Below are 26404 nucleotides of genomic sequence, written 5' to 3'. Positions count from 1 at the left end.
TTAATGGGTCCCACCAGATTTATAATCCTTTGCAGCTGATTTTTCTATATCATACATAACATAATCACCATATTTGAATTCGAATGTATTCCCATAGGCATCTGTCTTAGCTAACTGTGAACCTTCTAGCTTCCACATATTGCAATATCCTTTAAGGGCATTCTCTTTATTTATATAACTTAAATGGCCCTTTTCTTTTTTCTCTTGATAAGTCACAATGTCAAAATTAACAATAATATAACCCTTTTTAAGCCATATATCCTCTGTATAATCAATGGCTCCATTCTCTTTTATATACGTGTTAAGATCAAAGGCTTTTGGCAACACATGTACATCGCTTGGTAAATAATACTCTCCATACCAGTTTTGGACCGACTGTATAACTGTCTTAGGATCTACTGTACTAGGTATGGTCTTAGAAGGTGTAAAACTACTTGTCCCACAGAATGTCCTAAATGCATTACTAATATTCAGCCCGCCAAAGGTAAACAGTGTATCTTTTTGTGCTCTAATATCGTTTGAGGTTTTACCTGTTACATATGATGTCGATTCTATTTCTAAATCCGGGACCTGCCAGTACTTATCTCCTAACATATATGATTTAGTATTAAGCTTGTCTTTATCACCACCAACTTTAACCATGTAATTACGCTTACCCTCAAATGTCTCGGTATAATAGATATCAACTTCTTGCCTGTTCTGCCCTTTCGCATCTACATAATAAAATTTTGGTTCTATTTTTACGTGGTCACCCTTATAAAGATCTCCAATAGTTGTAAACTTAAACCTTGTACAATACCCTAGCTTTACAGCGCCTACTGTTTCATATGTAGGGTGACTACCATTAACAAGCGGGAAAGTGTATTTAGCCAATCTACCAGTTGTTAACCCGTTTTGATCATTGATACCTACAGTATAATTTGTACCTGTTAGTGTGAGAGAATCCTTATTCCGAAATACGTCTTGCCATGTCGGGTAATCGGTTATATCATACATGGTTAGATCATATATTCGACCACTTACATCAACATCTATTGTATCTACAGCTATATAGTTACTTATCGAGTAATTTGCATACATCTCACTATTCTCACTGTTAGCACTACTGTTAATCGCCGGTGCTCTAAACTCTATGGTATATTGTCCTTCTGGTACCCATGTCGGTAAATAATAAGATGTCTCATCCGAGTTGATCGGAATCCACGTCCCTGCAGCTATATATCTAGTACCACTGTATACGTCAAACGGAAACTTAACTTCTCTTGTTTCGATATATTTAGCGTAATCACGACTACCATACCCCAGATAATCGTTATGCTCTCCATATGTAGGAAGCTGTATTTTAAAAGTCTTATCAAGGATAAGGGAGGCTCTTGATGTATCCGGTGTAACCTTTTGGTTATACGCTTTTAAATCTGTAATCTTTGCATCACAAACCGTAGGTGTATGTACAATAACTGGGTTTATCTCCCCAATTTCATAAACAATTTCTTTTACTTCGTTCGATTTACCAATATGTATCGCACTTGTATACTTTACAGTACCCTCTGTTTCGTATATATCATTTGCTTCAGTAAGGGGTATTGAAAGTCCATGTTTGTACAAAACATTTGGTTCTATTTGTCTTCCCTTTTGAAGGTCACTAGGTGTATCACCTTCTTTTTCAACCTCTTTATCATCCATTACTATTCTACTGTTATATACTAACTTGTCATTCTTAACAATTAGTTCTCCCACCTTAGAATCCACATATATGGACAAATCTTCCTCGGGTACTAACGGTTTTGATGTAGTACCAATTATTTCTGCCGCCGGTAACACATATTTATCTTGTAAGTTTAGAGGTAAGAAAACATGTTTATCTAGTTCTTTATCAACTTGATAAAGAACATTGGGCAACTTTACTCCTTCAGCATTTATCGTTATGCTGTCTCCTGGTAGTGCTCCATTTTTGACTTCGGCACTTGAGAGAGAAAAAACATCTAACTGATCTATTACCCAATAACCATATGCCCGCTTTAGTTCAACTGTTTCCTTTTTAGTCTCAGTGCTCGAGTGTTCCACATAGGTATCTTTATCTTCTCCCGTAATCGGGTCTTTCTCAGTCGTCTTAGTTTCCCAGGTTAATGTATATTTTTTTTCAACCTTAACTGGTACTTTTTTTATTCCCACCTTTTTGACAAACCGATAACTTATGAGATAGTCTGTTGTAAATACATTTACATATAGATTTTCAGATGATGGGATGCCATCCTCAACGTTAAATTGCTCATTTCCTCTTTCGTCCGCCTTGATTACTCCTGTAGGTTCTGGTTCTTCAAACTCTACTTCTTTTTCGTCCGCCGGTACTTCTTCCAGTTCGTCAGGTTCAATTTTATATATTGCCACAAACTTTAACCCTCCACTCTGTACATTTGCCTCCCTTTCACTAACATCTTTAAAGGTTTTATTATTTTTACCAATTGTATAATTATCGACCTTTGTACTAGGTTTATTTAAATTTATGTAATAACTTCGATCTAGTGTATATGTATAACCATTCTTTTTATAAGTTTTTGGAAATACACTAGGTTTAACCTCTGACGTTACTTTTTGTGACTCCATAGCCTTAGAATAAAGTAGTTCATTGTATTGGGTTCGATACTCAACACTTACTGGTTCTACCCCTGGGTGATATGGTACCTTTATATTAAAGTACTGTCCAAAAGTGCTAGGGTCTCTCCATTCTTCTGCACGGTAAATGCCTTTTAGGTAATTACCCTTACTGTCATAACCACCATCATAAGTAAATATCTCTGGACCGTATTTATTACCACTATGGTACACTTGGAAGATACCATTCATATAAATTGGTTCATCATTTAAAACCATTTCATAAAACTCTTCTAACAAAGATTTTGTGTGTGTTTTATTATATGGTGACGTTTCTAATGCATTTTCTATTGCATCTTTTGTTATAGTATAGGTACTCATCTTTTTCCCGCCCGCTACATTGATTACCTTTCTAGTTACTCCTTTATCAGTAAATCGTATAATTACATACTTATTATCTATTAATGGATTTCTACTATCTACCTTATCTAGCCTTATTACAAATCCCGTATTTCCCCATGTAGTACCTGTTGTTGCTTTAGTATCTTCTGTAATATACTCTATGTACCCATCCTTCGAGTATACTGTAGCTTCATTATTTTCTCCATCCGCTTGTATCCGCATTATAGGAACTAAATTACTTGACAACAAAGATAGTATAAATAATATTATAGCAAATCTTTTTTTCAATAAAATATGTCCCTCCTTTACTTAAAGTAATAGTAACCATTTGCAAAATCATCATTCCCATTCTTATTAAAAGCAGGTTTGAGTATTTTTGTTTTTCTTTGTGCTTTCATAAAATCATCCAACCAATCGGAACTAACTCTATATTCATATCCTTTACCATTGTAATAACCGTTAAGTTCAATATCATAATACCCTTCATGCCATTGATTCTTTTGTAACTTTAGCATATATATATCCCCATAAATAAGGTTTTTACTTAAATCATTAGCACTCGTCACCTTAAACTTAACATAAGCTCTTAAATTATACGTACCCGTTAAATAAAGCGACGATGGTTCTACTGATATGACAGAAGTTTTTATTACAACCTTATTCTTTTTCATTTCTTTTATATAACTTTCTATACTTTTACTTTTATCCGTGGAAAAAGTATTATTCAAATTCTTTTTCCACTTACTATCAATAGTCTTATAATTCACATTTAACCGATAATAAAGGTTCTTTTCAACGTTTTCACACCATGTATATAAATTTATCGCCTCATTATATGATGGATCATTTTTGACTTTTACTGGTGGGCAATAGTCTTTAAATAAAATAAATTCTGCACTGCTTTTTGTCAGTTCATACAAATACTTCATTTCATAAAAACCATTCGGAAAACTAGCTAATATGTAATCAAACTCTTTTGCGTTTACTGGAAGATTTGTTGTCCTGGTTAATTGTCCATCTGGTGACATCACACTTCTCTTATTAATACTTGTAAGCTTTGTTATAACTGCTTTAGCACCATCATAAGTAATTTTGTTACTACCTCTAAATTCACGATCCTGTGTACACTTACCATTTGTATAACCTACAATAATACCTTTACCAAACACCTGGACAACATCATCTCTATATTTTTTAGTTATCTTACTAAGATCTGATATACGCTTGAAGTTAACTATATTATCATATAGTATTATAGCTTCATTTTCATTTAGATAAATATCTGCTCTATTCGTAAGTACAGCACACTCTGTTCTGGTCATCTCTTCCTCAACCTTAAACTCACCAACTGTTTTCAATACTCCTGTTGAAACTGCTGCTGTTATGTATGTTTGATTCTCCGTTTCATTAATCGTAACTTTCATTGCTTTCATTAATAACTCAATATACTCACCTATTGTTATGTTCTTAGATGAAGCTTTTTCCGCCATCACTGTACTAGATGGTATTGCTAATACCAATACTAAAATTAATAATACTACACGTTTCATAAGATTCTTCATTATTATAAATACTCCCCTTTCAAATGTTTGGAGACTTTGTTAGTAATACAAATCTCCGTTAAAAATATTGTTTTAATCTAGGAAAGAAAATCATAGATATGCTGCTAACCCGACTATAAAGCTCACTAAAAAAGACATGTTTTTCTGATTGCAGTTATGATAGCAATGCTCACAGTGACAGTTATTTTAAACAAGCCCTCTGAGTAATAAACGCTATGGAAGAGATCCCCACTCTTGTAATAGATGTTGCATATAGCGGTATGGATAATGTTTCACTAGAATTTTAGAATTAGTAAAAGTAGAAAAGGTCAAATGTTTATCGAATATACCTGTTGGCCTCTTGTTAAATATTATTACATTTCTTTACATTTATCAACCATATTTTTCTGTTTTTTATAAAAACCTGATTTTATACCTAGTTCATAGCCAAGTTCACAGTACTGCAAAGGTTAAAACTATATGGAATGATTAACTATTTGGCAAGCTTTGTACACCACATGTATCTTAATATATATGATATCCTCGTTTCACTTATCCTGTATTGTCTTGCCTTATTTTTTTCTTCCTTCTGTAATTCATATATATTTCAATTACAATACATAGAATCCCCTCTACCATAAGAAGTTTAAAAACCAATCTCTTAGTACTACTTATATACAAAAGTCTTGTTGGTTCATATTTGTTTGCATATACTTCTATCGTGTCACCTACCTCACCACATTGCTCTGCAACCCGAACATTTTTATACTGTTCGCCTTTCAGATTATAATTAACATAAGTACCATAACTATAGACTCTACCATTGGAATCTTGATTTTTCGCCAAATCATCATTCTTATCATTCACTACCTTAGTAATTTCACATAGTACAGGGAAAGCATTGTATTGCATTATATAATAACGTGCTGCATTATATGAGACAATTGAGAAACATAGAACACCAATACACAAGAACGCATGAGAAATGATTTTTTTGCCTAACTTTTTCAAATTGAATTACCTCCTAAGAGACACGATATCTATTGATTCTTAAATCAGACAATCTTCAAATTTTGTCATGTAATTAAGTATTCCCCAAACTAAAATTCAATATGAATTATATTTGTTATTTCCTATGACTTTTAATCCTTAAATCCTAATAATAAAAAAGATGTAGTGAAAGATACAGACCATCTTCTGCTTAAGTCTGTATCTTTCACTACACCTAAAACTTTTTAATGTATTTTATTAATTTATACTATTAAATTATTTCTTATTTCATTCGCAATATAATCGAATTATAACATCTCTGCTGTCCTTAGATCATCTTAAACACTAATCATCGCTCATTCCTAATTAACCGTTCAATAGAATGAGATACTAAGCCTTCTAACAATGACAATTCCAATATCTTTATCCTTCCTCTTCTTCCTTCTTCGCAAGGTAGTGCCGAAGCCACACTGCTACTTTCAGATCTGAAACCAAGAGATAACTGATAACACGGTTCGAAATCGGTATAATTAATAAGCAACCGATATTCGAGAATATGATTAAACAAAATTCTTGAAAGAATGATTTGGAATTCAGCAACTTAGCAAAAGTGTAATGAAACTTTAGATAAAGAACATTCAACATAATAGTCTCTCCGACGGTTGCTAGTAACAGCGTATTAACAGTAGTCCCCATAATGTCCTTTCCTACATTACGCCCAGAACGTAGCAACTGTTTACTACCAAAATGAGGATTATTCCTATGAATTTCATATACCGCAGTTGTTATGGCAATGGAGGTATCCATAATGGCTCCTAGTAACCCTAATAGTACTACACAAACCATAACCTGATCCATCTTCACCGATATGTTGGTGGATACATACATCGTAATCTCTTCATAACGATCCACTTCACTATAACCCGCGATTCTTGTCTTGTTAACCACTACCGCTATGAAGCAAGTAAGTATGACCATTACTATTATAACCGCTATTACAGCCGCTAAAGATTTCATATTTGTTCCATTCTGATAGATAAGGGTAACTGATAAGAATAGAAGCGATGCCAAAAGTACTATCACATACGGATTAACTCCCATTGATATCAACTTAATTGCGAAAAACATTATAACCATATTTGCAATCAGTGCTAAAACCGAACCGACACCACGGTCACCACCTACAACTACCATTAAGACCACTAATATAATACCCAATGCCAAGAGCATATTTCTTCACTTCCTTGTTAGTTTTCATGAGTTGGTAAACTTTTTCCTACCTGTTTTCTCTTCCTACGAAATATCAATAGCGCAACCACTGTTGACACTGGAATCGCCAACACGATGCCGATTGAACCTAGTAGAAATCTTGCTGCTTCAAAAAACACATTATAACGTATCATAGCAAGCAAGCCATATCCATTCTTAAACTTTAGAATCGTCATCGGTAAACTTCCACTAATATAGGTAAAGAATAATACATTTACCATCGTACCCATAATGTCATATCCTATCTCTCTCGCCGATCTTACCAAATCCTTAACCGTAATCTTAGGAGTGGTATCAATCAGTTCACATATTGATGAATTCATTGTAATCGCTACATCCATAATCGCTCCAAGACTTCCTATAATGACACTGCCAGTAAATATCCCTTTAAAGTCATCATGTCCCACAACATAATCTAACATTTCATATGGCGGTTTCTCTACGAATCGGTATACCAGTTGATATATTATAGTAATAAGACATACCGTCCCCAAAGAGGATATAACCGCTCCAATAGATTTTCTATTGATACCACCTAATATAAACAACGTTAGAACGCTAAAGGATAGCACCATAGCTATCGTTAGTATTTCAAAGGATTCCCCCTCTATATACCTTCTCATGAATAGTAGAAAGATTCCTATGTTTACAACCAAGGATAGAATTGTCAGTATCCCCTGTTTACCAGAGATGGTGATTAAGAGGATAATAAAAATCAGTGCCATTACCACCACATATTGATCTCTCTTTACATCTCTAATGGCTCCAGTCAACACACCGTCCTTATTTTCTATAGTTATAAATACATTATCGCCCTTTGAATACCTTGTATCCTTCATCTGGGTTTCAGAATATCTATTCGTTATCTCTATATACTTGCCTTCATACTCTCCATTACGTATCTTAATCGTAAGTGTTTGTGTATACTGCTTGTCTACCTCTTTATTAGGTCCTTCTTCGTTGGTGGTATACTGCGTATTTGCTTTAACAATTGTTCCGATGGTATCCTTATATAGAGAATAATTATTCTTCATAAAGACAAATACAGCCACTACAAGAATTAATAATGCAGTCGCCGTTATTATTTGTTTCTTATAACTTACTATATAATTCTTCAATTTTGATTCATTCCTTGATCCAGTTTCATCCATCTTGTATGAACCTCCATAATAATAACAATCCTTCACACTAATTCCACGGAATATTATAGCATGAATCTGTCATAATTCTATTAAAAATATTTTTATTTTCTTATTTTTAACTATTTTCGCTTTCCATTTTATGTTTTTTACATGTTTATTTTACCACTTTTATCCCGCCTACTAATATTATTAATTAGTACAGCTAATATATCTAAGAAAATTTTAAGAATTTTTAATATTCTAATTGCAAAATTCCTTAAAATCAGCTATACTTTCACTGTCATTAACGAAATAAAAGTCACCGAGAGTGGGGACAAGAATCAGTTGTAAAATGGCAGCTGATCACATTTCAAGGAGGTTAATTATGGAAAGGTTTTTCAAACTCAAGGAGAACGGTACTAATTTATCAACAGAAGTTATTGCCGGTCTTACTACTTTTTTTGCCATGGCTTACATTATCATTGTTAATCCGAACGTGTTATCACAAGCAGGCATGGAGTGGGGCGCTGTATTCTTAGCAACAATTATCTCATCAATCATTGGTACATTAATCATGGGATTAGTAGCCAATGTACCTTATGCACAAGCACCTGGTATGGGTCTTAATGCATTCTTTGTATATACCGTATGTTTTGGTATGGGATTCAAATGGCAACAAGCGTTATCCATGGTATTCATCTGCGGTATTATCAATATCATCATCACAGTAACTAAAATTCGTAAATACATCATCAAAGCCATTCCAAGAAGCATGCAAAATGCAATCGGTGGAGGTATCGGTATCTTCATCGCTTATATCGGCTTAAAGAATGCTAACATAATAAACTTTACTAATGATACTGGAGCTGAAGTTGGAATCGGTGCTTCTATGCCTGGTTCCCAAGTAGTTCCAACATTATCAAAGTTCACATCTGGTGAACTTGCTGCTATACTTGCAGTAATTGGTTTAGTAATCACTGTTGTTTTACTTATGCTTAATGTAAAAGGTGCTATCTTTATCGGTATTATCTTAACAACATTAATCGGTATCCCTATGGGACTTACTAATATGGGTAATTCTATCAACTTTAAAGAAGCATGTGAAGCATTACCATCAACATTCGGCGCAATCTTTACGAAGGACGGACTCGTTTCTCTCTTCAATGATGCTTCAAAAATTCCAGTTGTATTAGTTACCATCTTCTCATTCAGTTTATCTGATACATTCGATACAATCGGAACATTCATCGGAACTGGACGTCGTACTGGTATCTTCAGTGAAGAAGATGAAAAATCAATGGAAACAACTGCTGGTTTCAAATCTAAGATGGACAAGGCCTTATTCGCTGATGCAACTGCTACTTCAATTGGTGCAATCATTGGTACTTCAAACACTACAACTTATGTAGAAAGTGCTGCTGGTATTGGTGCTGGTGGACGTACTGGTTTAACAAGTGTTGTTGTTGCAATCTGTTTTGCAATCAGTGCATTCTTTGCTTCATTTGTTAGTGCAATTCCATCTGCTGCTACAGCTCCTGCACTTATTATTGTTGGTATCATGATGCTATCTGCTTTCAAAGAAATCGAATGGGAAGACCTTAGTGAAGCAATTCCAGCATTCTTTGCAGGTATCGTTATGGCTCTTTGCTATAGTATCTCTAATGGTATTGCAACTGGCTTTATCTTCTACTGTATCGTTAAGATCTGTAAGAAGAAAGCAAATGAAATTCACCCTATTCTTTGGGTTGTAACTGGTTTGTTTGTCTTAAATTTCATTTTACTTTCGATTTTCTAAAAACATAACATAAACATTGTTATCGTTTATATATAAAAGATGTGCCACTGCTGTTATTGTTATTCAGCAGTGGCACATCTTTTAGTTTTCAAATCTTAAACATTCTAATTATAACATTTATTGCACTCTGTATAGTTCACTTCTTAATATTCATACAAATCTACTGTAATTTGAATTCTCCAACTACTTGACTTAGATTATATGCAATTCCCTCTTGTTGTTTCGACATAGAATTAACATCTTCTACGGTTACAGAGACTTCCGTCACGGAGTTCATAATAAGGTTGCTATTTTCTGCTGTTGATTGTGCCGATTCCGCAATACTTTGAATTGCAAGACTTACTTCTCGCATAATTCTCTCAATTCCACTTCCCATCTCAGAAATCCTCTCTGATATATCTTCAATATGATTTGCATCTGCTTCATATTGTTCTGCTACATTAACAAAACTTTGATAATCCGGCGTTACTGTTTCTTTCACAAAGGTTAGAAGGGCACTTGAATCCTGAGTTAATGCTTTGAAAGCTTCCTCAATTTCTTGAACTGTATCTTGGATTTCTGTAACCGTAATGGCCGTATCGTTAGCAAGTCTGCCGATTTCAGATGCAACGACTGCGAATCCTTTACCAGCTTCTCCTGCCCTTGCTGCTTCTATAGAAGCATTTAAAGAAAGTAAATTAATCTGGTTCGCAATGTCAGATATCACACCAGCCATTGTTCCGATTGACTCTACAACTTTTGTATTTTCAAGACTCCTCTTAAGTTCTGCCTCATATTTTACAGCTAAATCGGATGCTATGCCAAAAGACTTCTTACTTGACTTTCCAATATTGACTGCACGATCTTTAATTTCATCAGACATTGTTTTGCTTTTTTGAATCTGAGCCGTTAGAACACTTACAGAGGCATTTACCTCTTCTGTAGAAGCATTTACCTCTTCCGTCGAGGCACTTGTTGACATCATAGCCTCATTTACTTCTGACATATAGTTCTCAATCTTAAGAAATTGCTTTTGCAAATTTACTGCAGAATCATTCAACTTGGTACTAGAATCATTGATTTCGTCCGCGCGATTTGCAATGTTTTGAATAACCGTTTTATTACTATTATACATCGCATTCAAAGAATCTCCCATCTGCCCAAGTTCATCAATTGTCTTCACTTCTAATTGCTTAATCGTAAAATCTCGATCCGCTAATGAACTGGCAAAAGTTTTCACTTTCTTAAGGCCATTCGATATTGATTTCACCTGTATTAAAACAGTAGCCATAACCCCTAGTACAGCTATAATACATACAATAATTAACTTCTGTACTAATTCAACAATTGGACGAATTAATTCTTTTTCAGGCATCTGAATGATTAGTTTCCAATTTAAATCTGGTAGAGTTGTATAATATAGATTATATTCATTCTTATCTTTTACATAAGACGATGTCCCTTCTTGATTTCCCATAATCTCTACCGCTGCTTCTGCAAGGGAACTATTATCATCCTCCATAATCTTCCCACTGTTTGTAGCATTTTCTAAATCATCACCATATATATACGTTCCATCAGCGGTAAGAAGAAGCCCGCTGCCACCTTCTCCAACCTTGATATCTCCAACAAGCGTTTGTATGGAGGTTAACTCCATATCTACCGTAATACAGCCAATATATGTATTATTATGATTAAAGATTGGTATTGAACAGGTAGACATAATGGTATCTAATGTTTCATCATAATAGGGATTTGTAAATACCGCTTTCGTTGCACTTTTAGAATTCTTATAATACTCTTGAGCGAAATAATCATAATCTGCATTGCTATAATCGTAGGTGGTTATGTAATTAGATCCCTCTTTGTATACGTATGGCCCCACGTATTCCTGTGATTTATCAAAGACATATGGTTCGAACCATATTCCAGACCCCATAACTAAATCATTATCCATAATCATTCTACCTAACAACTTCTCATAATCAGATATGTTTGAACTTTCATATGTACTTCCTACTGATTTTGATAATGTATTTGCCATAGACGAAACGGAATTTAAATAGTTTTGAATATTCTGAAGCTGTGCAGACAATTCCGAATCCATAACATTGTTAATTTGTTCTTTAATAATTTTTTCACTTGATACAGCACTCAATATGGTTAATACCACCATTGCTAAGAGAATGACCGGCAATATAGTGATAATCATCTTCATACCAATCTTTTTGCACCTCATAAGATAATACTCCTTTCAACCTTTTGTATATGTAATTTTGCATCATTATTTTAGCATTAAGAATATTAATTATCAACAACATACTACATCATTTATAATAGTCATATCTAATAAAAGCTGGTGCAAACTATAGTTTGAATATCTATTACATATTTTTCAGTCAGAATGTATTGAAATGCAACATCAAAAAAACAATCTTGAACAAATTATCTGGTAAAAAGAGACAACTAGTGTCTATATCTAGGCAGATAATTCGTGAAGATTGTATTAATGGTATTCTGTAATAACGAAAAGACATAGAGTTTCCGGAGATAGTTTAGAATTATTAGATTTTGTAGGGAATAGCGGAAAGCAAAAAAGTGAGTATAACTATTTCTATATCTTAATCTTTTCAATACAGAACGAACTCTTATCTATAATCATTTGCGCCATGGTAATCTCAAGATCAAACCGACGCTTTCCACAGCTTCCCGGATTAAACATTCTAACTCCATCCACTTCCTTGTCATCATACTTATGAGAATGTCCATATATAATAAGATCTACATCTGATAAATCTTTCGGTATATCCTTCTTGTTGTGCACAATAAAAATACGTACTTCTTCAATAGTTGTCAACAGCGATGCGGGAAGTTCTCTTGCCCATTCTTTGTCATTATTCCCACTGACGATGTAGAGTGGTGCAAAGCTACGAAGTTCATCTACGATACCCTGTGTGTTAATGTCTCCTGCATGAATAATTATGTCAGAGTTTTTTAGTTGTTGTTTTACCTCTTCACGGAGTAGTCCGTGGGTGTCGGATAGTATGGATATGGTTGTCATGTGGTTCTCCTTTTTATTACTTATAAATACACTTTGCTTTTCAATCCTGAATTTTATATAAAACAATTTTCATACCAGTAAGAAAGCTTGCTATACGAACTTGAACGAAAACATTCTGGTTTAAGCTCTTTTAAAGTCGTATCGAATCTCAATCTCCCATGCGCAACCCTCTAATATAAGTTGAGCAATCTCTTCCAACTCCTTTGCATCCACTTCATCAAATCTTGCTACGCTTGGGCTATCAATATCTAACACACCAATGACTTTGTCCTGTAACATTAGTGGTATTACAATCTCTGATCGGCTGGCGCTGTCGCAGGCGATATGTCCTGGGAATTCGTGAACATCTTTAACTAATTGAATCTCTTTCGTTTTCACAGCAGTTCCACATACTCCTTTTCCTATTGGTATATGGATACAAGCTAACTTACCTTGGAACGGACCAAGTATTAATTCATTTTGCTTCATAAGATAAAACCCTACCCAATTAATATCTGTAAGGGCTTCATTCAATAGAGCAGAACAATTAGAAAGATTAGCGATCACCTCCTTTTCTCCTTCTAACATAGCTTTCATCTGTTCCTTTAATAGCTGATACATCTCTTGCTTATTGTCTGGGTATATATTGTTAGGTTCTTGCATGTTATCCTCCATGTATTTATAACTAATCAATTTAATTTGTGCATATTCTTAGTGTGAAATATCATTTTATACGCAATTAATTATATCATTAATAACTTCAAAATTATTACCTAATTCTGATATCAGTTTGCGATATGCTGTATTTGCTCGGTTAATAAAATTTTGCTTTTGTTCTGAAGTCCAAGGAGAAGGATTAGATGGACAATCCCAATCAAGATATCCATGATATACTTCTTCAAGGGTATATAATTCCTCTACTATATCCTTTGATATTGGCAGCTTTTCATTAACTATAGGATAGTTAAATTTTTCTCGTGCATAATCATTTGCAGACCATAAACATGTACCTCCATGTTCGAACCAATACTTTAATATGTATTTTTCCATATATTCACCTACCGAAATAATATTTGTTGCTACAAATTGCGACTCCTTATTTGTTATTATTATGCCATTTTTAGGTCATTTACTCAATTATATTATTAAGTTATTTTACATAAAGTACCTATATAAGTACTTATACTCTTCTTGCTATATTGAACCTACTTATACAACATACTTCCCCACAATCCCTATGATATCGTCTCCATATTTCTCAACCTTAACCTCTCCAAATCCAGCTATCTTCTTCAACTCTCCCTTATCTCGTGGCATCCTAGAAATCAAATCCACTAATTGATTATTATTATAAATAAAATATGGTTTCACCATCTCTTCACGACTTTTATTTAATCTATATTCTCTTAATTCCTTGTATATCGCTGTTTCTTCTATCGTTTTTTCTTCCATTGTTTTTTCTTCCATTCCATTAATATTATCTTCCGACATAACTGAAATTGCAGCTTCCTCTATCATAGGGATTATATGTATCGTATCACCTTCTATTTCTTCCTTTAATTTATACTTCTCATACTTTTCCGTATAATCTTTTCGCACATCCTTATGCAATTTCAGATATGATTGTGCCCAAGACATGAGCGCTTTATCTGAATTTGCTGTTTCTTTTGACCGTTCATTCATATCCTTAATGTACTTTACCAATTGATCTGAACGAATTACTTTATCCTTTATCTCTTTTTTTGCATACTTTGCTTTTAACACAGTTTTAGGATTTGCTAACACAATTACTGATTTATTGAAACAGTCGAAATACCTTTCACACATGAACTTTGAAAGAATATTACTCTTATTCTCCACCTTAATTTTCTTCATTAACTCAAGATGTCGCTGGTTCTGCGTAATTGGAGAGTATATTCCTTCTTTCTGCTTATATCTTCCAATTTCCATTTCACGGATAAAATCTCCTGCACTATTGATTTCAATATTTCCGTACAGATTCTTACATTCGATTACAAAACACAACTTTCTTGTAATTACAAGATAATCAATTTGGGCTGTTAGATCTCCCGACTCTAGATAAATATCATGCAATATATACATAGGCATATGACTATTTCTCAATTCATATGCAATATTCTTTTCACCAGCGATACCATATTCAAGGCACTGGATATCCTGCTTTATTAGTGCTTGTCCCTCTTTATTCAATCTTGGTTCCAAAGCTTTTAATGTATATAATTGTACTTCCGCGTCACTACTTTCTTTTAGAAAAACAGGTTCCTTTAACCTATTTAATAATCCCATATTCATCTCCTTTATCTTCAATAACATATATTTACAAGTATAACAAAGAAGATATTAGAAGTTTGTCGAACATCGTCATGTTAGTTGTATTTACCCGATAGTAGATTAGATACACTCTGGAATATCCAACTTGATAATTGCTCCCCCCATCAAGTACCTCCCTTATATTTTAAAAGGAGATTTATAACTAAAACAGTATCTCAATATAAATGCACAGATAGTAACACTAATTATTGAATTCCTTCTTTTATACTTTCCCAATCACCATCTGCATCTTAAGTCCAGTCTCATCTATCATCGGTTCTTCTGGTATAACCTCGCATAACCCTTGTTTTGCTAGATTCGCTGTTATAGCTAAACAGATTGCATCTACAATATCGTCCACATTGCAACGATTTTGCTTTGCCATTTGCATTAGATCATTCGCATTCAGTCGCGGTAAATACTTTTGTAGAATCTGTACACGTTCAACCAATCCTTCGTACTCCGATTTCTTCGATAGTACCGTCTTTCCATTCAGACGTGCAAAGCATACCTCAGGATGACTTTCTAGAATTACATTCTTATACTCTTCATGTTCTTGTAAGAAGGTATCTAGTTCTTGCATCTTTGGCAAAATTCCTACCGTTAATGGAGTAAATTTCTTACCTAACACACGTACATTTTCTTCGTATGCCTCTGCTATACTTTCTGCATAGACTGCTTGCCTACATGGAACTGGGAATATGGTTGAGGTACGTTCTTTTATAATCTGTCTCGCATACATATCTGGTCTGATTTGCTCTTTGCCACTTGGCAAGCCGATTACCATATCAATTAAGAAATAATCAAATCCATCGTAGTATGTGACAATTTCTTCTATGGAAGTCTTCTTCTCAATCTTTAATGTACCATGGTCTATACTTGCTACAATCCAGCCGCCTTTGCAACCGTCTACTCCAATTGATAAGCTGTTCTTATCTAGTGTTCCTAGTTGATTCATATCTTCACTCGGTAACGATTTTGTAGTCAAAGAATTATCCTTATTAATGGAGGCCCTATCTGAATCTCGCTCTCCACTAACACCGCTTCCATACTGCACCACCTGTTCAACCATATGACCAATATTGCCCTCCCCAGCAAATTTACTTGTGTTGAAGAAATCTTCATTCAATTCTAACCAGTATAGGGGATGGAGCTCTACCTTCAATTCAACTTCCCGCCTCAGATATCCCACATAGACTTCTACATAGCAGTCTTGATTATAATAAGTAAAGTCCATCATGTGATTCAATTCTATCTCTTTCTCACTGATTCCTGTTTCTTCGTATAGTTCACGATATGCTGCTGCAAAACCATCTTCTTCTGGATTTATCTTTCCTCCAACAAAATTGAATAATCCTTTGTAGGGTTCTTTTATACGCTTACAAAATAATAGTTTATCTCGTTTTTCATTGTATACCATTATACAGTTATATCCTTGCATTGTTCTTCCTTTCTAATCGAATCCTACCTAAAGACTTATAATAATTTTTTAAGTGAAAACATCTACTGAAATTCCTCCTGACTACATGGTAAAACATAACATTTAAGGATTTTCATTATCAATTATCATAGATGCCTTTCCTTATGATCATTATTTAATTGCTATATAACTCTATTCCTATTCACTATCCAACAGATGACTAATAGCATTAGACAGTTAAAACACATATTCCCTCCCCCAGCAACTCCTCAAAATCCTCTCTCGTCATATTCTGCAATTGATTCGTATCCTCACTAATAATCTGATCCGCAAGGTCTTTCTTAGCCAGCTGCATCTTCATGATTTTCTCTTCGATGGTATCTTGCATGATGAGTTTGAATACCGTTACTACATTCTTTTGGCCAATTCGATGCGCACGATCGGTCGCTTGGTTTTGTGCTGCTACATTCCACCATGGGTCAAAGTGGATTACAATATCCGCACCGGTTAGATTAAGACCCGTTCCTCCTGCCTTTAATGAGATTAGGAATACTGTCGTATCATCTTCGTTAAACTTGTTTACTAGTTGAATTCGCTCTTCTTTCTTCGTTGCTCCTGTAATCTTATAATACGTAATTCCTTCTTGTTTTAACCGTTCCTCTATAATAGAAAGCATGGAGGTGAATTGTGAGAATAACAGTACTTTATGGTTGCCATCCACAGCGTTATGAAGTAATTCCATACAAGTAGCTAGTTTTGCCGATTCCTCTTCATAGTTTTCATATAGTAAGGTTGGATCGCAACAGATTTGACGTAGTTTAGTTAATTCCGCTAAGATTTTAAGTTTACTAGAAGCAAACTCTTCCTTACTTTGCCCCGCTAACCCCGCTCTTACCTTCTCGGTATACGCTTCATAGATGGAACGTTGTTCTTTTGCCATCTTAGCATACGTAACTTGCTCTAATATGTCTGGGAGGTCTTTTAATACATCTTTCTTTAATCGTCGTAAGATAAATGGCGCAACCATTTTCTTGAGTCTTACCGTTACATCTTCTTCCTGTCTCTTTGTAATTGGTACTTCCATCTCTTTCTTGAACTGTTCATATCGATACAAAAATCCTGGCATTAAGTAGTCGAATATACTCCATAACTCACTTAGTCGATTTTCGATTGGTGTTCCAGTTAAGGCAAACCTGATCTTGGCATTGATAATCTTTACCGCCTTCGCTCCCATAGTCGCCTGATTCTTGATGTACTGGGCCTCATCAATAATCTCGTATAAAAATGGTATAGATTCATACTGCTCAATGTCTCGTTTTAACAAGTCATAAGAGGTGATTAAGACATCCACCTTTTCCTTTTCTTCAATTACGTCACGCAATAAGTTCGTTCGTTCTTCCACTGTTCCTGCTACCACTTTTACCTGTAAAGCTGGTGCAAATTGATGGCATTCGTTTTCCCAGTTATAAATCAAGGATGCTGGACAAACGATTAGGCTTGTTCCCTCTTTTCCTTCTAACTTTGCTGATAATAAAACGGCTATCATCTGCACTGTTTTACCGAGTCCCATATCATCTGCTAAGATTCCACCGAATTGATACGCTTCCATCGTACGCAACCACTGGTATCCCACCTTTTGATAAGGGCGTAGAATATCTTCAAGTTCTTTTGGAACTTCGAATTCGCTCTCTTCAATAGCCTTGAAGTTTCGAAGCATTTCCTTCACTTTTTTATCCCTAGCGTAATGGATTCCTTCGCTCTCTTGTAAGATTTTATCCAAATACAAGGCACGATAAGCCGGTATATGCAACTTACCTTTAGTCAAATCCTTGACCGATAGATGCGTACTCTCCATTAATTCACTAAGAGCAGTTAATGAATTGTCTTCTAATTGAAGGAAATTGCCGTTATTTAATCTATGATAACGCTTTTTCATTCGATAGCTACTTAATATTTCTTGCAATTCATGAAAATCAACTTCACTAGAATCAATGGTTAAATCTAGCAGATTATGATTTATAGATACACCAACTGAAATCTTTGGACTTGCATTTATCTTCATTCTTTGTAGTCCATCTGAGATAAACAGCTGACCATATTGCATTAAGTCTTCGATTCCCTCATCTAGTAAACGATAAATCACTTCATCATCATTTCCACAATGATTCATCACCTGCTTCTCATCTCGATATGGTAGATAACGATTCACGACTGCTGCTACTTGAAATTCCTCTGTTTGATTGCATATTTTTTGATGCGCTTCACACTCATCGTATATATTATACGACTCTTCTCCATAACTAGCCTTTACCTCACAGAATACATTCTCTTCCACTTTGTCCATATAGATTTCAAATACTGGATCTGGTGGAAGGGCTGCCGCAATTTCTTCATGATCATATTCTTGCAAATCGATATAGTTGCGTATCTTATTTAAAACTTGTTGATAAAATCCTGCAACAAATTCTCCTACGATAAAATCTCGCTTACCATTCTTATCAACTGTTTTAAGGAAAGATTGCATAGCATACTTAAAATCTTCATCCGCTCTAAATAGTTTGTCCGACATTAAGACATAGGCATATTGTTTTCCTTGCATATAGCCATCTATTTGAACTGATACGGTAATACCCGCGAAGTCTTTTGGTTTCATAACGTCATCTGCACCAAATAATACAGAAGGAGAGAATCGATCGATTACTACTGGTACCTTGGGATTCTCCCTAACCAATTGAATCTGTTTCGTTCCCTCTTTCTTCGATTCCACTTCTTTATCCACCATTGTAATTGTTTCGCCTTCCATAATCTGAAAGAAGTCATCAAGCACACTAGGTGTTAACGTAATATGGCGTTTCTTTGGAAGTCTACCATAATTGTAATAGTTAATTTCGTTTAAGAATGTTCTCGTCTCCGCCACCTTTGCCAAGATAAAAATCACAAGTTCTTTGCTTTTTTCTTCGAAGATGTCTATATGATGTACCACTTCTAGATCTTTCCCATAGGCTACTTTTGCACCTGATTGTATATCATCAACGAATTCGTATAGATTCTTAATTACATACTTCTTCTTATTGCCGATTTTAAAAAGTACTCTGTATTCCTCACCATTCTTCTCTATAATAGGCTCTAGTAGGATCTTTTCATCCGTAGAGACCAATGTTTTCGCTATGGATTCGTTTTGATAGCCAATAATCATATTAGCCATTTTCCAGTCTGTTTCGATACAATCAGGATGCTCTTGCACGTAATCCATCAGTTCAAACATGGTTGCCGCAATATGTCTACAACGTCTTCTTGCAAGATCCCAATAAGGAACATAGCTATTCTCTTTCTGTGAGCAACAACATCTCTCACCTGAGATGCAAGAATGCTGCAAAAGAAATTGAACCTCGAATACATTCTTTGAATCTCCTTGTACCTTAGCATGTACTTCATATACAATATCGGTACTGTTTTCATAGTAAAAGCCTTGAAAATGTGTTATGGTAACCCGATGATTCTCATAAAGTTCTTTACCCGCTTGCAAGGCTGCTCGCTCAAAGTCTCCTTGCATATTGTTTTTATTATAAATCATATTCTCACCTATTGTTCATACGTTATTTTTATTTCATAATATATATACATTATAACATGTACAATGTATATATAACTACAAAAAGCATTGCAATTTATCAAAAATCGCAATGCTTTTATCTATTCTTATCCTTATTCTTTTTTCTATTCTGAACGATCTGATTCACAAGCCCTAAACTCAATTCTTTTTCATAGTCATTCATTTCTCTAACTACGTCTAAGATTTGCTTTTCTGTACTACTTTTTGTTTCATAAATTGCTTCCCTACCTATTAATTCATCAATCGTAATTTTATATAAGTCAGCGGTTGCCTTTAGGAAATGTATGTCCGGTGCAGAAGCTTCTCTTTCAATATTACTAATTATTTGCTGTGATAAGTTCAGTTTATCAGCAAGTTGTTTTTGCGTATATCCATATTTTTTTCTTTGCTTGGCCAATCTATTTCCTATGTCCATAATGTATTCACCTTCCTAGTGGCAATTATACAATAAAAATAAATGCAAAAGAAGTTGACTAACAGCATTGTTGTATTATATAATAAGTACAAGTATATTGTTAGTTTGTGATTAATTCGTTGAGTTTATACCACAATTTATTGTTTATTAAAATGTTTCAACCTTCTACATATAATTCTCAACTATTAACCCCAAACATTAAACTCCCCTAACGCGATATACTTAAACATCATACTTTTCAGTCCTTATTATAGCAACGCATCCTATTAAAAAAGTACGGGAATCCCTTCTCGATATGATCGTGCTAGGACAAAGAAAAAGCTGAGTATTTATCTCAGCTTTTTCTTTGTCCTATGAATACATTGGCACCTACTGTTGCACCTGCTTAGGAATTTATACAAGAGAATAGACATCAAATGCCTTATCAAAATGGTATCCCAATTTTTCTGATAAAGCTACTGAATTCATATTTGATGCTTCCCATTCAGGGTAGATACCTCTTTCTAGGCATTCCAAGATTAAAGTAGCCGCACAAGCCGCTGCAAGTCCCTGTCTCCTGTATTCATCTAATGTTCCTATCGTTACTCCAATTGTATTTCTGTATGAAGTATACGAGGATGCAATACATACAATTTGTTCATCTTTTACTATAACATATCCCAAGCCATTTTTCTTAAAATCCTCATAAGACCTAAAAAAACAACATCCGTCAGCTGCCCAATCTATACCAAGAACTTCCTTGTATATGTCTTCATCTATTTGTCTTATTTCATATACAGGATTAAGTTTCTGAATTAATTGATCTAAGTTACTCTTATCAAAAACATTAGGTTCATGTTTTATCGCGTATCTACTATAACAACGGACTTTTTTGGACATGTAATCATTCAAATATGTACCCCAATGTGTTCCGCATGGAATAATTATCTTATGACGGGCATTCTCTTCCAAAATCTGTTCTATTTTAGCAGGATGCTTGACTTCCCCCAAGAGATAGCAAAAATCAGCAGCTATGATGATTGCTACTTCTGGATTCATAACATCATCTACCCATGCAGCAGAGTATGGGTTTCCTTCAAGAAACCATTGTAGTAAGTTATCGTCTTTTCTGATGGAACAAAGCTTACTTAGGTTACTTCTATCAGAATCATTAATTTTAATCATAATATTCCCCCCTTTATCTCTTCAGAATGTTTTTCTGTTTCTACTGTAACTACTCTAATAATAATGTACCTGACTCCTTACTTCTCATTATTCCACCAAGTCTTGTTATCCAGATTATTGTAATATCTCTGAATTGGTACAACAGTTTTATTTCGGATTTCGAACACCTCCCAGATAACCCCTGGGCGATTAGTTGGTACATGGAACGTTTGTACAAGTCCATCTGCACTATAGACATCTACTGTTGCGTTAGAGTAGGACATCTCTTCTGAGTCTGTATATCCATTGCTACAATTTGTATAATCAGCTACGTAGTATTTGTATAAGCCATTTCCTAGATTGTTAATGGTCATCGTCTCTGGTCCATATCCGTCTACATCGTCAACATCAAGATTGTTCGCGTTATTATCCCATGAGTTACCATACCATATGTGATAGGTGGTATCTCCACTGGTGCTATCATATGGTGTAAATAGATGGGAATCGAGATCTCTTGGGGTATCCTCCCACGTTAGTACAATTCGTATTTCACCATCATTTAAGATAGGTGTTGTATTAATCGTAATCATCATGTTGTTCTGTACAACCGTTATGGTATAATACGTGACTGCATATCCTGGTTTACTTACCTCTACGGTATACATTCCTGGCTTCAGAAGCAAATATACAATTCCATCCGAGTCAGTTTTAGCATTCCCTGAGATTTCTCCGTACTTGTTATTAACACCCTTACGAATCCTAATTGTTGCATTATCTATACGAAGCATTCCCTCGTAGTCATAAGCCCTATTGAAAGCATCACAGACTACCAACTGGGTATTACAATCCGTATTCATATTATCTTCAACCAAGCAGATGGTTTCTTGGTAGACGCCAATTAATTGTTTATTCAGTTGAATATCATATAGCACTGTAGTTACATATCCTTCTTTCGTTATTTCAATACGGTAACCTCTCTCTTGCGATGGGATTACAATTGCGTATTTTCCCTCTGTATCCACATTGCAACTATATACTTCTGTTTCATAATCCTCTGAATATAGATGAATCGTTGCCCCGTTAAGTGGCTGCCCTGATGTATCTGTTACATAGCCTATGATGTTACTTAATCCCTGTGCATCTAGTGCAATTTTATATGTATTGTATGCCGCATTTAACATCTTTTTCTCTGTCTTATTATAATTCGTTTGTTTCTCTTCACTTAAATCCTTATATAAGATTACCTTACCAGAATTACCACCGCGCTCCTTTTCTTCTTTCCCTGCAACAAAGTTCTTCTGCTCTCCATCTTCTACAATACGCCACTTCACCAAAGTGTCTTTGTTGTAATAGTACCTTCGACCAGATTTAGAAGGAATCGCATAAGAAGGTACATAATTGGTATCTTCTCTTACGAATACAAAGTTTACTTTACCATTGTCCGTATAATAATAATCTGTAATTTCCAATATATCTTCCTTATATTCAATACTTACAATCTTATTCACTGTGTCAGTTTCCAGATTCCGATAAATCTCATACTCCATTAGGTTATTCGTATCTGCGTTTAATAACTGCTTTTTTTCTATCATATATCCGTTGATTAGACCGTCTTCGTAACTATCTGGGCTAATATCTTCCAAAGAGTAGAATAATTCTGGATTCCATTGATAACTACTCTTTCGGTCTTCTGGTTCATAATTATCTTCATATACATCTATCTTCTCAAGAGAAGCATCTGATTCATTCAGTGCCCTTATCATGCTAATGAACTTTGTTTCTTCGGTCTCAACAACTGATTCCTCTTCCGTTTCCCCTTCCGCATTAGTATCGATTTCATCTAAGATCACTGGTTCCTCTTCTTGTGTATCTGCTACGGTATCCTCATTCGTTACATGGAGTGTTTCTTCTTCTTTTTTTTGAGTTGCCTTATCTCTATTTGTAAATAGTATTATTACCATTATTAACATTACTACTAAAACTACTACAGCTAATACGAAAGCAACAATTACCGTTGTTTTCTTCTTTTTTACCTCCTCTTGTGGTACTGTTGCTACAATATGATCATTCATCAACTGTGGCGATTGCTCGCCCGGTATCTGTGATGCTAATTCGTTCGGCACCTGAGGTACTGGTTGGCTTTGCATCTGAGGTACTGGTTCGCTTACCATCAAAGGTGAATTCATACTATCTTCTACACTACTACTTTTCTTAACCTCAGCACCACAATTCGGGCAAAAATTACTTTCTTCTGGAATCCTTGTTCCACATTTCACACAAAACATATCTTATGTCTCCCCTCTTATCAATCCTCTAGATAACTCATTACCCCATTCGCTATTCCCGTTGCTAATTGGTCTTGATAGCTACCTGTATTCAAAAGTTCATCTTCCTTTTCATTGGTCATGTAGCCCATCTCCACAATAACAACTGGAACCTTACACCAGTTAATTCCGCTCATGGTATCGGTCTCCATAATCCCTTTACTATTGGCACCTGTTTCTTCGCATAATGCATCTAGTACCTCTCTCGCCAATGTATATGAGCTTTTGTATAATGCTTCTCCACAGAATGGATTCTCCTTCGTTTGGCATATGGTTAATGCACCAGTAACCTTTGAATCTTCAGATCCATTACAGTGTATTCGTATAAAGGCGTCTGCATTATTATCATTGGCAATCGTTGCACGTTCTGAATTCGATATGTTAACCTCATCGGTTGTCCTTATCATAATCACTTCATATCCTGCTTCGGTTAATATCTTCTCTAATTTCAATGAGACCTGCAAATTCACTTTGTATTCTGGAACTTTGGTCTTAATCCCTTGTGTTCCTGAACTTACTTTGGGTTTCTCAGTCGTCGCTCCAGGTCCGATTGGCTCTTTCTCTGAATTTCCCTTTGCCTGATGCCCTGCATCTATAACAATTACCTTTTTCGTTTCCTCATCTGATTCCATAGTATTTTCTTGTTCCATATCTTCTACTTGCCTACTATTTTCTTCTTGCTCTATGTAACCTTCTAATCTATTCTTATCTTTTGTGTTATCTTCTGTTTCTTTCTCCTCTGTGTCATTCGTAATATCTACATCTTCTTTACTCTCGCTTACTATCTCCTCTACTTCCGATTCATTGCCTATGCTCTTGTCTTCCACCGTTTTCTTCTTATTGCATCCACTCAAAGTAACACTAATAAGTAATGTAGCTATCATTATTACAACTAATTTTTTATCCCACCCTTTTTTCATCTAGAATTCCCTTCTTATTAACACATTTTAGTCCAAATTATACCATATTTTATATCATAATTAAACATTTTGTTTATTCTTTAGGGATATCTTGTTAAATTTTTCGTTCTTTTCGTCATAATCTTATCATCCTAATAAAGTCATTAAGTTATTAGGTCCTTAAGTCACTAAATCAATTTAATTAAGCAATCCCTCTCAAAAAAAACAATGCAACTTAAATAAAAATTGCATTGTTTTTATACTTATACATTTTCTATGCTACATTTAACTACTCTTCTCCAGCCTTGAAGTTATAGATTGGTTTAATCACCTCCATAATCTCAACCGTATCCGCTATATTGCTCACAATGTCCTCCATACCTTTATATGCCATAGGGCACTCATCTAAAGTTTTATCATTAACGGATGTCGTATAGATTCCTTTCATCTCTTTCTTAAATTCCGATACGGTGTAGGCATTCTTAGCCTGCTTTCTTGACATTAAACGACCTGCTCCATGTGGTGCAGATTGATTCCAATCTGGATTCCCCTTACCAATGCAAATCAGAGAACCATCTCTCATATTAATAGGAATTAATAGCTTCTCACCCTTTGTAGCTGACACAGCACCTTTTCTTAGTATCATGTTTTCAATATCAATATAATTATGGATTGTTGTGAACTCCTCTACTACTTTGAGTTTCATCCCCTTAATGATTACATCCATCATTGCCTTACGATTCAACATTGCAAATCTTTGAACAATCTTCATATCATGTATATAATCTTCCATTAGCCTACCAGATACATAGGTTAGTTGCTTTGGAATTTCAGTCTTAATTTGCTTCTTCAACGCTTTGATGGCAGATTGAATTTCATGATCTTTTCCAACTGCCTTATATTCTTCTGCAAGGTGGTAGATATCTTGTGCCGTGTTTTGGTTCAATGAACGATAGGCTTGTTCTTGATAGTAATTTGCCACTTCAAGTCCAAGATGTCTTGAGCCTGAATGAACAACGATATACAAGTTTCCTTCCTCATCTTGGTCCACTTCTATGAAATGATTTCCTCCACCTAAGGTTCCAAGTGACATCTGCGCTCTTGCTATATTGATTTTAGCATCTAGCCTGCATCTAAGAGCAGTTAAATCAACTTCATCGTTGTATTTATGTGGCTTCTTTCGAATATTGAAACCAGATGGTATCTCTTCGTAGATTAATTTGTCTAACTTCTGTAATTCTATATGTTTGTTCTTAACCTGAATGGTTTCCATACCACATCCAATATCCACTCCAACCAGATTCGGAACAATCTTATCTCTAATCGTCATGGTTGTCCCGATAGTACAACCTGCTCCCGCATGCACATCAGGCATAATTCGAAGCTTTGAATCCTTCACGAATTCCTGATCACATAATGTTTTAATCTGTGACAATGCAGTTTCTTCCACTACATCTGTGAAAACTTTCGCTATGTTATACTTGCCTTCTATTATAATCATATCTCAATCTATTCTCCTTAATCTCTGTA

The 26404-nt window shown here is 34.9% G+C and carries 18 protein-coding genes; 1 reads left to right on the top strand and 17 read right to left on the bottom strand.

What is annotated here, in order from left to right; translation table 11 throughout:
- The 5 genes from BUB90_RS09410 to BUB90_RS09390 form a co-directional block, all read right to left on the bottom strand.
- On the bottom strand, nt 1–3282 hold the full coding sequence (locus tag BUB90_RS09410; protein ID WP_073286590.1) for a DUF5704 domain-containing protein: 3282 nt from the start codon (nt 3280–3282) through the stop codon (nt 1–3).
- Between the two features lie 17 nt (nt 3283–3299).
- Nucleotides 3300–4556: an S-layer homology domain-containing protein gene (locus BUB90_RS09405; RefSeq protein ID WP_073286585.1), complete on the bottom strand. Its 1257-nt coding sequence runs from the start codon at nt 4554–4556 to the stop codon at nt 3300–3302.
- Nucleotides 4557–5087: 531 nt separating this feature from the next.
- Nucleotides 5088–5546, bottom strand: coding sequence for a hypothetical protein (locus tag BUB90_RS09400; protein WP_073286581.1), 459 nt, complete (start codon nt 5544–5546; stop codon nt 5088–5090).
- A 402-nt stretch (nt 5547–5948) separates the two neighbouring features.
- On the bottom strand, nt 5949–6755 hold the full coding sequence (locus BUB90_RS09395; RefSeq protein WP_073286576.1) for a YibE/F family protein: 807 nt from the start codon (nt 6753–6755) through the stop codon (nt 5949–5951).
- A gap of 17 nt (nt 6756–6772) precedes the next feature.
- A complete protein-coding gene (locus BUB90_RS09390) occupies nt 6773–7945 on the bottom strand; it encodes a YibE/F family protein (protein ID WP_073286572.1) in 1173 nt (390 codons plus the stop codon).
- A gap of 355 nt (nt 7946–8300) precedes the next feature.
- Between BUB90_RS09390 and BUB90_RS09385 the strand changes: the two genes are divergently transcribed.
- Entirely contained in the window at nt 8301–9710 is a 1410-nt protein-coding gene (locus BUB90_RS09385; protein ID WP_073286567.1) for an NCS2 family permease, read from the top strand.
- 160 nt (nt 9711–9870) lie between these two features.
- Here the strand turns inward: BUB90_RS09385 and BUB90_RS09380 are convergent, their stop codons facing one another.
- The 12 genes from BUB90_RS09380 to BUB90_RS09325 all read right to left on the bottom strand — a co-directional run bounded on the left by BUB90_RS09380 (nt 9871) and on the right by BUB90_RS09325 (nt 26375).
- Nucleotides 9871–11928, bottom strand: coding sequence for a methyl-accepting chemotaxis protein (locus tag BUB90_RS09380; protein WP_073286564.1), 2058 nt, complete (start codon nt 11926–11928; stop codon nt 9871–9873).
- Between the two features lie 375 nt (nt 11929–12303).
- Nucleotides 12304–12750 (bottom strand): metallophosphoesterase family protein, encoded by a 447-nt coding sequence (locus BUB90_RS09375; RefSeq protein WP_073286561.1) that lies wholly within the window; start codon nt 12748–12750, stop codon nt 12304–12306.
- Nucleotides 12751–12870: 120 nt separating this feature from the next.
- Entirely contained in the window at nt 12871–13392 is a 522-nt protein-coding gene (locus BUB90_RS09370) for a GAF domain-containing protein (protein ID WP_073286558.1), read from the bottom strand.
- Nucleotides 13393–13458: 66 nt separating this feature from the next.
- Nucleotides 13459–13779 (bottom strand): hypothetical protein, encoded by a 321-nt coding sequence (locus BUB90_RS09365; RefSeq protein WP_073286555.1) that lies wholly within the window; start codon nt 13777–13779, stop codon nt 13459–13461.
- 159 nt (nt 13780–13938) lie between these two features.
- The gene (locus BUB90_RS09360) at nt 13939–15036 is read right to left on the bottom strand and encodes an HRDC domain-containing protein (protein ID WP_073286551.1); all 1098 of its coding nucleotides are present in this window, start codon (nt 15034–15036) and stop codon (nt 13939–13941) included.
- A 247-nt stretch (nt 15037–15283) separates the two neighbouring features.
- On the bottom strand, nt 15284–16480 hold the full coding sequence (locus tag BUB90_RS23505; protein ID WP_242952516.1) for a DUF429 domain-containing protein: 1197 nt from the start codon (nt 16478–16480) through the stop codon (nt 15284–15286).
- 229 nt (nt 16481–16709) lie between these two features.
- On the bottom strand, nt 16710–20054 hold the full coding sequence (locus tag BUB90_RS09350) for an SNF2 helicase associated domain-containing protein (protein ID WP_084139175.1): 3345 nt from the start codon (nt 20052–20054) through the stop codon (nt 16710–16712).
- 115 nt (nt 20055–20169) lie between these two features.
- On the bottom strand, nt 20170–20508 hold the full coding sequence (locus tag BUB90_RS09345) for a helix-turn-helix domain-containing protein (protein ID WP_073286545.1): 339 nt from the start codon (nt 20506–20508) through the stop codon (nt 20170–20172).
- A 393-nt stretch (nt 20509–20901) separates the two neighbouring features.
- Entirely contained in the window at nt 20902–21672 is a 771-nt protein-coding gene (locus BUB90_RS09340) for a GNAT family N-acetyltransferase (protein WP_073286542.1), read from the bottom strand.
- Nucleotides 21673–21749: 77 nt separating this feature from the next.
- Nucleotides 21750–23936: a carboxypeptidase regulatory-like domain-containing protein gene (locus tag BUB90_RS09335; RefSeq protein ID WP_073286539.1), complete on the bottom strand. Its 2187-nt coding sequence runs from the start codon at nt 23934–23936 to the stop codon at nt 21750–21752.
- A gap of 20 nt (nt 23937–23956) precedes the next feature.
- Complete coding sequence (locus BUB90_RS09330) at nt 23957–24895, bottom strand: N-acetylmuramoyl-L-alanine amidase family protein (protein WP_073286536.1); 939 nt, start codon at nt 24893–24895, stop codon at nt 23957–23959.
- Nucleotides 24896–25163: 268 nt separating this feature from the next.
- Entirely contained in the window at nt 25164–26375 is a 1212-nt protein-coding gene (locus tag BUB90_RS09325; RefSeq protein WP_073286533.1) for an RtcB family protein, read from the bottom strand.
- Nucleotides 26376–26404: the final 29 nt, after the last annotated feature.

This window comes from Anaerosporobacter mobilis DSM 15930 (assembly GCF_900142955.1).
In the GTDB taxonomy this organism is placed as follows: Bacteria; Bacillota; Clostridia; order Lachnospirales; family Lachnospiraceae; genus Anaerosporobacter; species Anaerosporobacter mobilis.
Note: the sequence above shows the minus strand (reverse complement) of the source record. Positions and strands in the feature narration are given on the sequence as shown.

Coding starts and splice junctions, on each gene's coding strand:
- BUB90_RS09350 (WP_084139175.1), bottom strand. CDS start 20,054: ATGATTTATAATAAAAACAATATGCAAGGAGACTTTGAGCGAGCAGCC.
- BUB90_RS23505 (WP_242952516.1), bottom strand. CDS start 16,480: ATGGTATACAATGAAAAACGAGATAAACTATTATTTTGTAAGCGTATA.
- BUB90_RS09390 (WP_073286572.1), bottom strand. CDS start 7,945: ATGGATGAAACTGGATCAAGGAATGAATCAAAATTGAAGAATTATATA.
- BUB90_RS09345 (WP_073286545.1), bottom strand. CDS start 20,508: ATGGACATAGGAAATAGATTGGCCAAGCAAAGAAAAAAATATGGATAT.
- BUB90_RS09370 (WP_073286558.1), bottom strand. CDS start 13,392: ATGCAAGAACCTAACAATATATACCCAGACAATAAGCAAGAGATGTAT.
- BUB90_RS09385 (WP_073286567.1), top strand. CDS start 8,301: ATGGAAAGGTTTTTCAAACTCAAGGAGAACGGTACTAATTTATCAACA.
- BUB90_RS09395 (WP_073286576.1), bottom strand. CDS start 6,755: ATGCTCTTGGCATTGGGTATTATATTAGTGGTCTTAATGGTAGTTGTA.
- BUB90_RS09360 (WP_073286551.1), bottom strand. CDS start 15,036: ATGGGATTATTAAATAGGTTAAAGGAACCTGTTTTTCTAAAAGAAAGT.
- BUB90_RS09340 (WP_073286542.1), bottom strand. CDS start 21,672: ATGATTAAAATTAATGATTCTGATAGAAGTAACCTAAGTAAGCTTTGT.
- BUB90_RS09365 (WP_073286555.1), bottom strand. CDS start 13,779: ATGGAAAAATACATATTAAAGTATTGGTTCGAACATGGAGGTACATGT.
- BUB90_RS09375 (WP_073286561.1), bottom strand. CDS start 12,750: ATGACAACCATATCCATACTATCCGACACCCACGGACTACTCCGTGAA.
- BUB90_RS09380 (WP_073286564.1), bottom strand. CDS start 11,928: ATGAGGTGCAAAAAGATTGGTATGAAGATGATTATCACTATATTGCCG.
- BUB90_RS09335 (WP_073286539.1), bottom strand. CDS start 23,936: ATGTTTTGTGTGAAATGTGGAACAAGGATTCCAGAAGAAAGTAATTTT.
- BUB90_RS09405 (WP_073286585.1), bottom strand. CDS start 4,556: ATGAAGAATCTTATGAAACGTGTAGTATTATTAATTTTAGTATTGGTA.
- BUB90_RS09325 (WP_073286533.1), bottom strand. CDS start 26,375: ATGATTATAATAGAAGGCAAGTATAACATAGCGAAAGTTTTCACAGAT.
- BUB90_RS09330 (WP_073286536.1), bottom strand. CDS start 24,895: ATGAAAAAAGGGTGGGATAAAAAATTAGTTGTAATAATGATAGCTACA.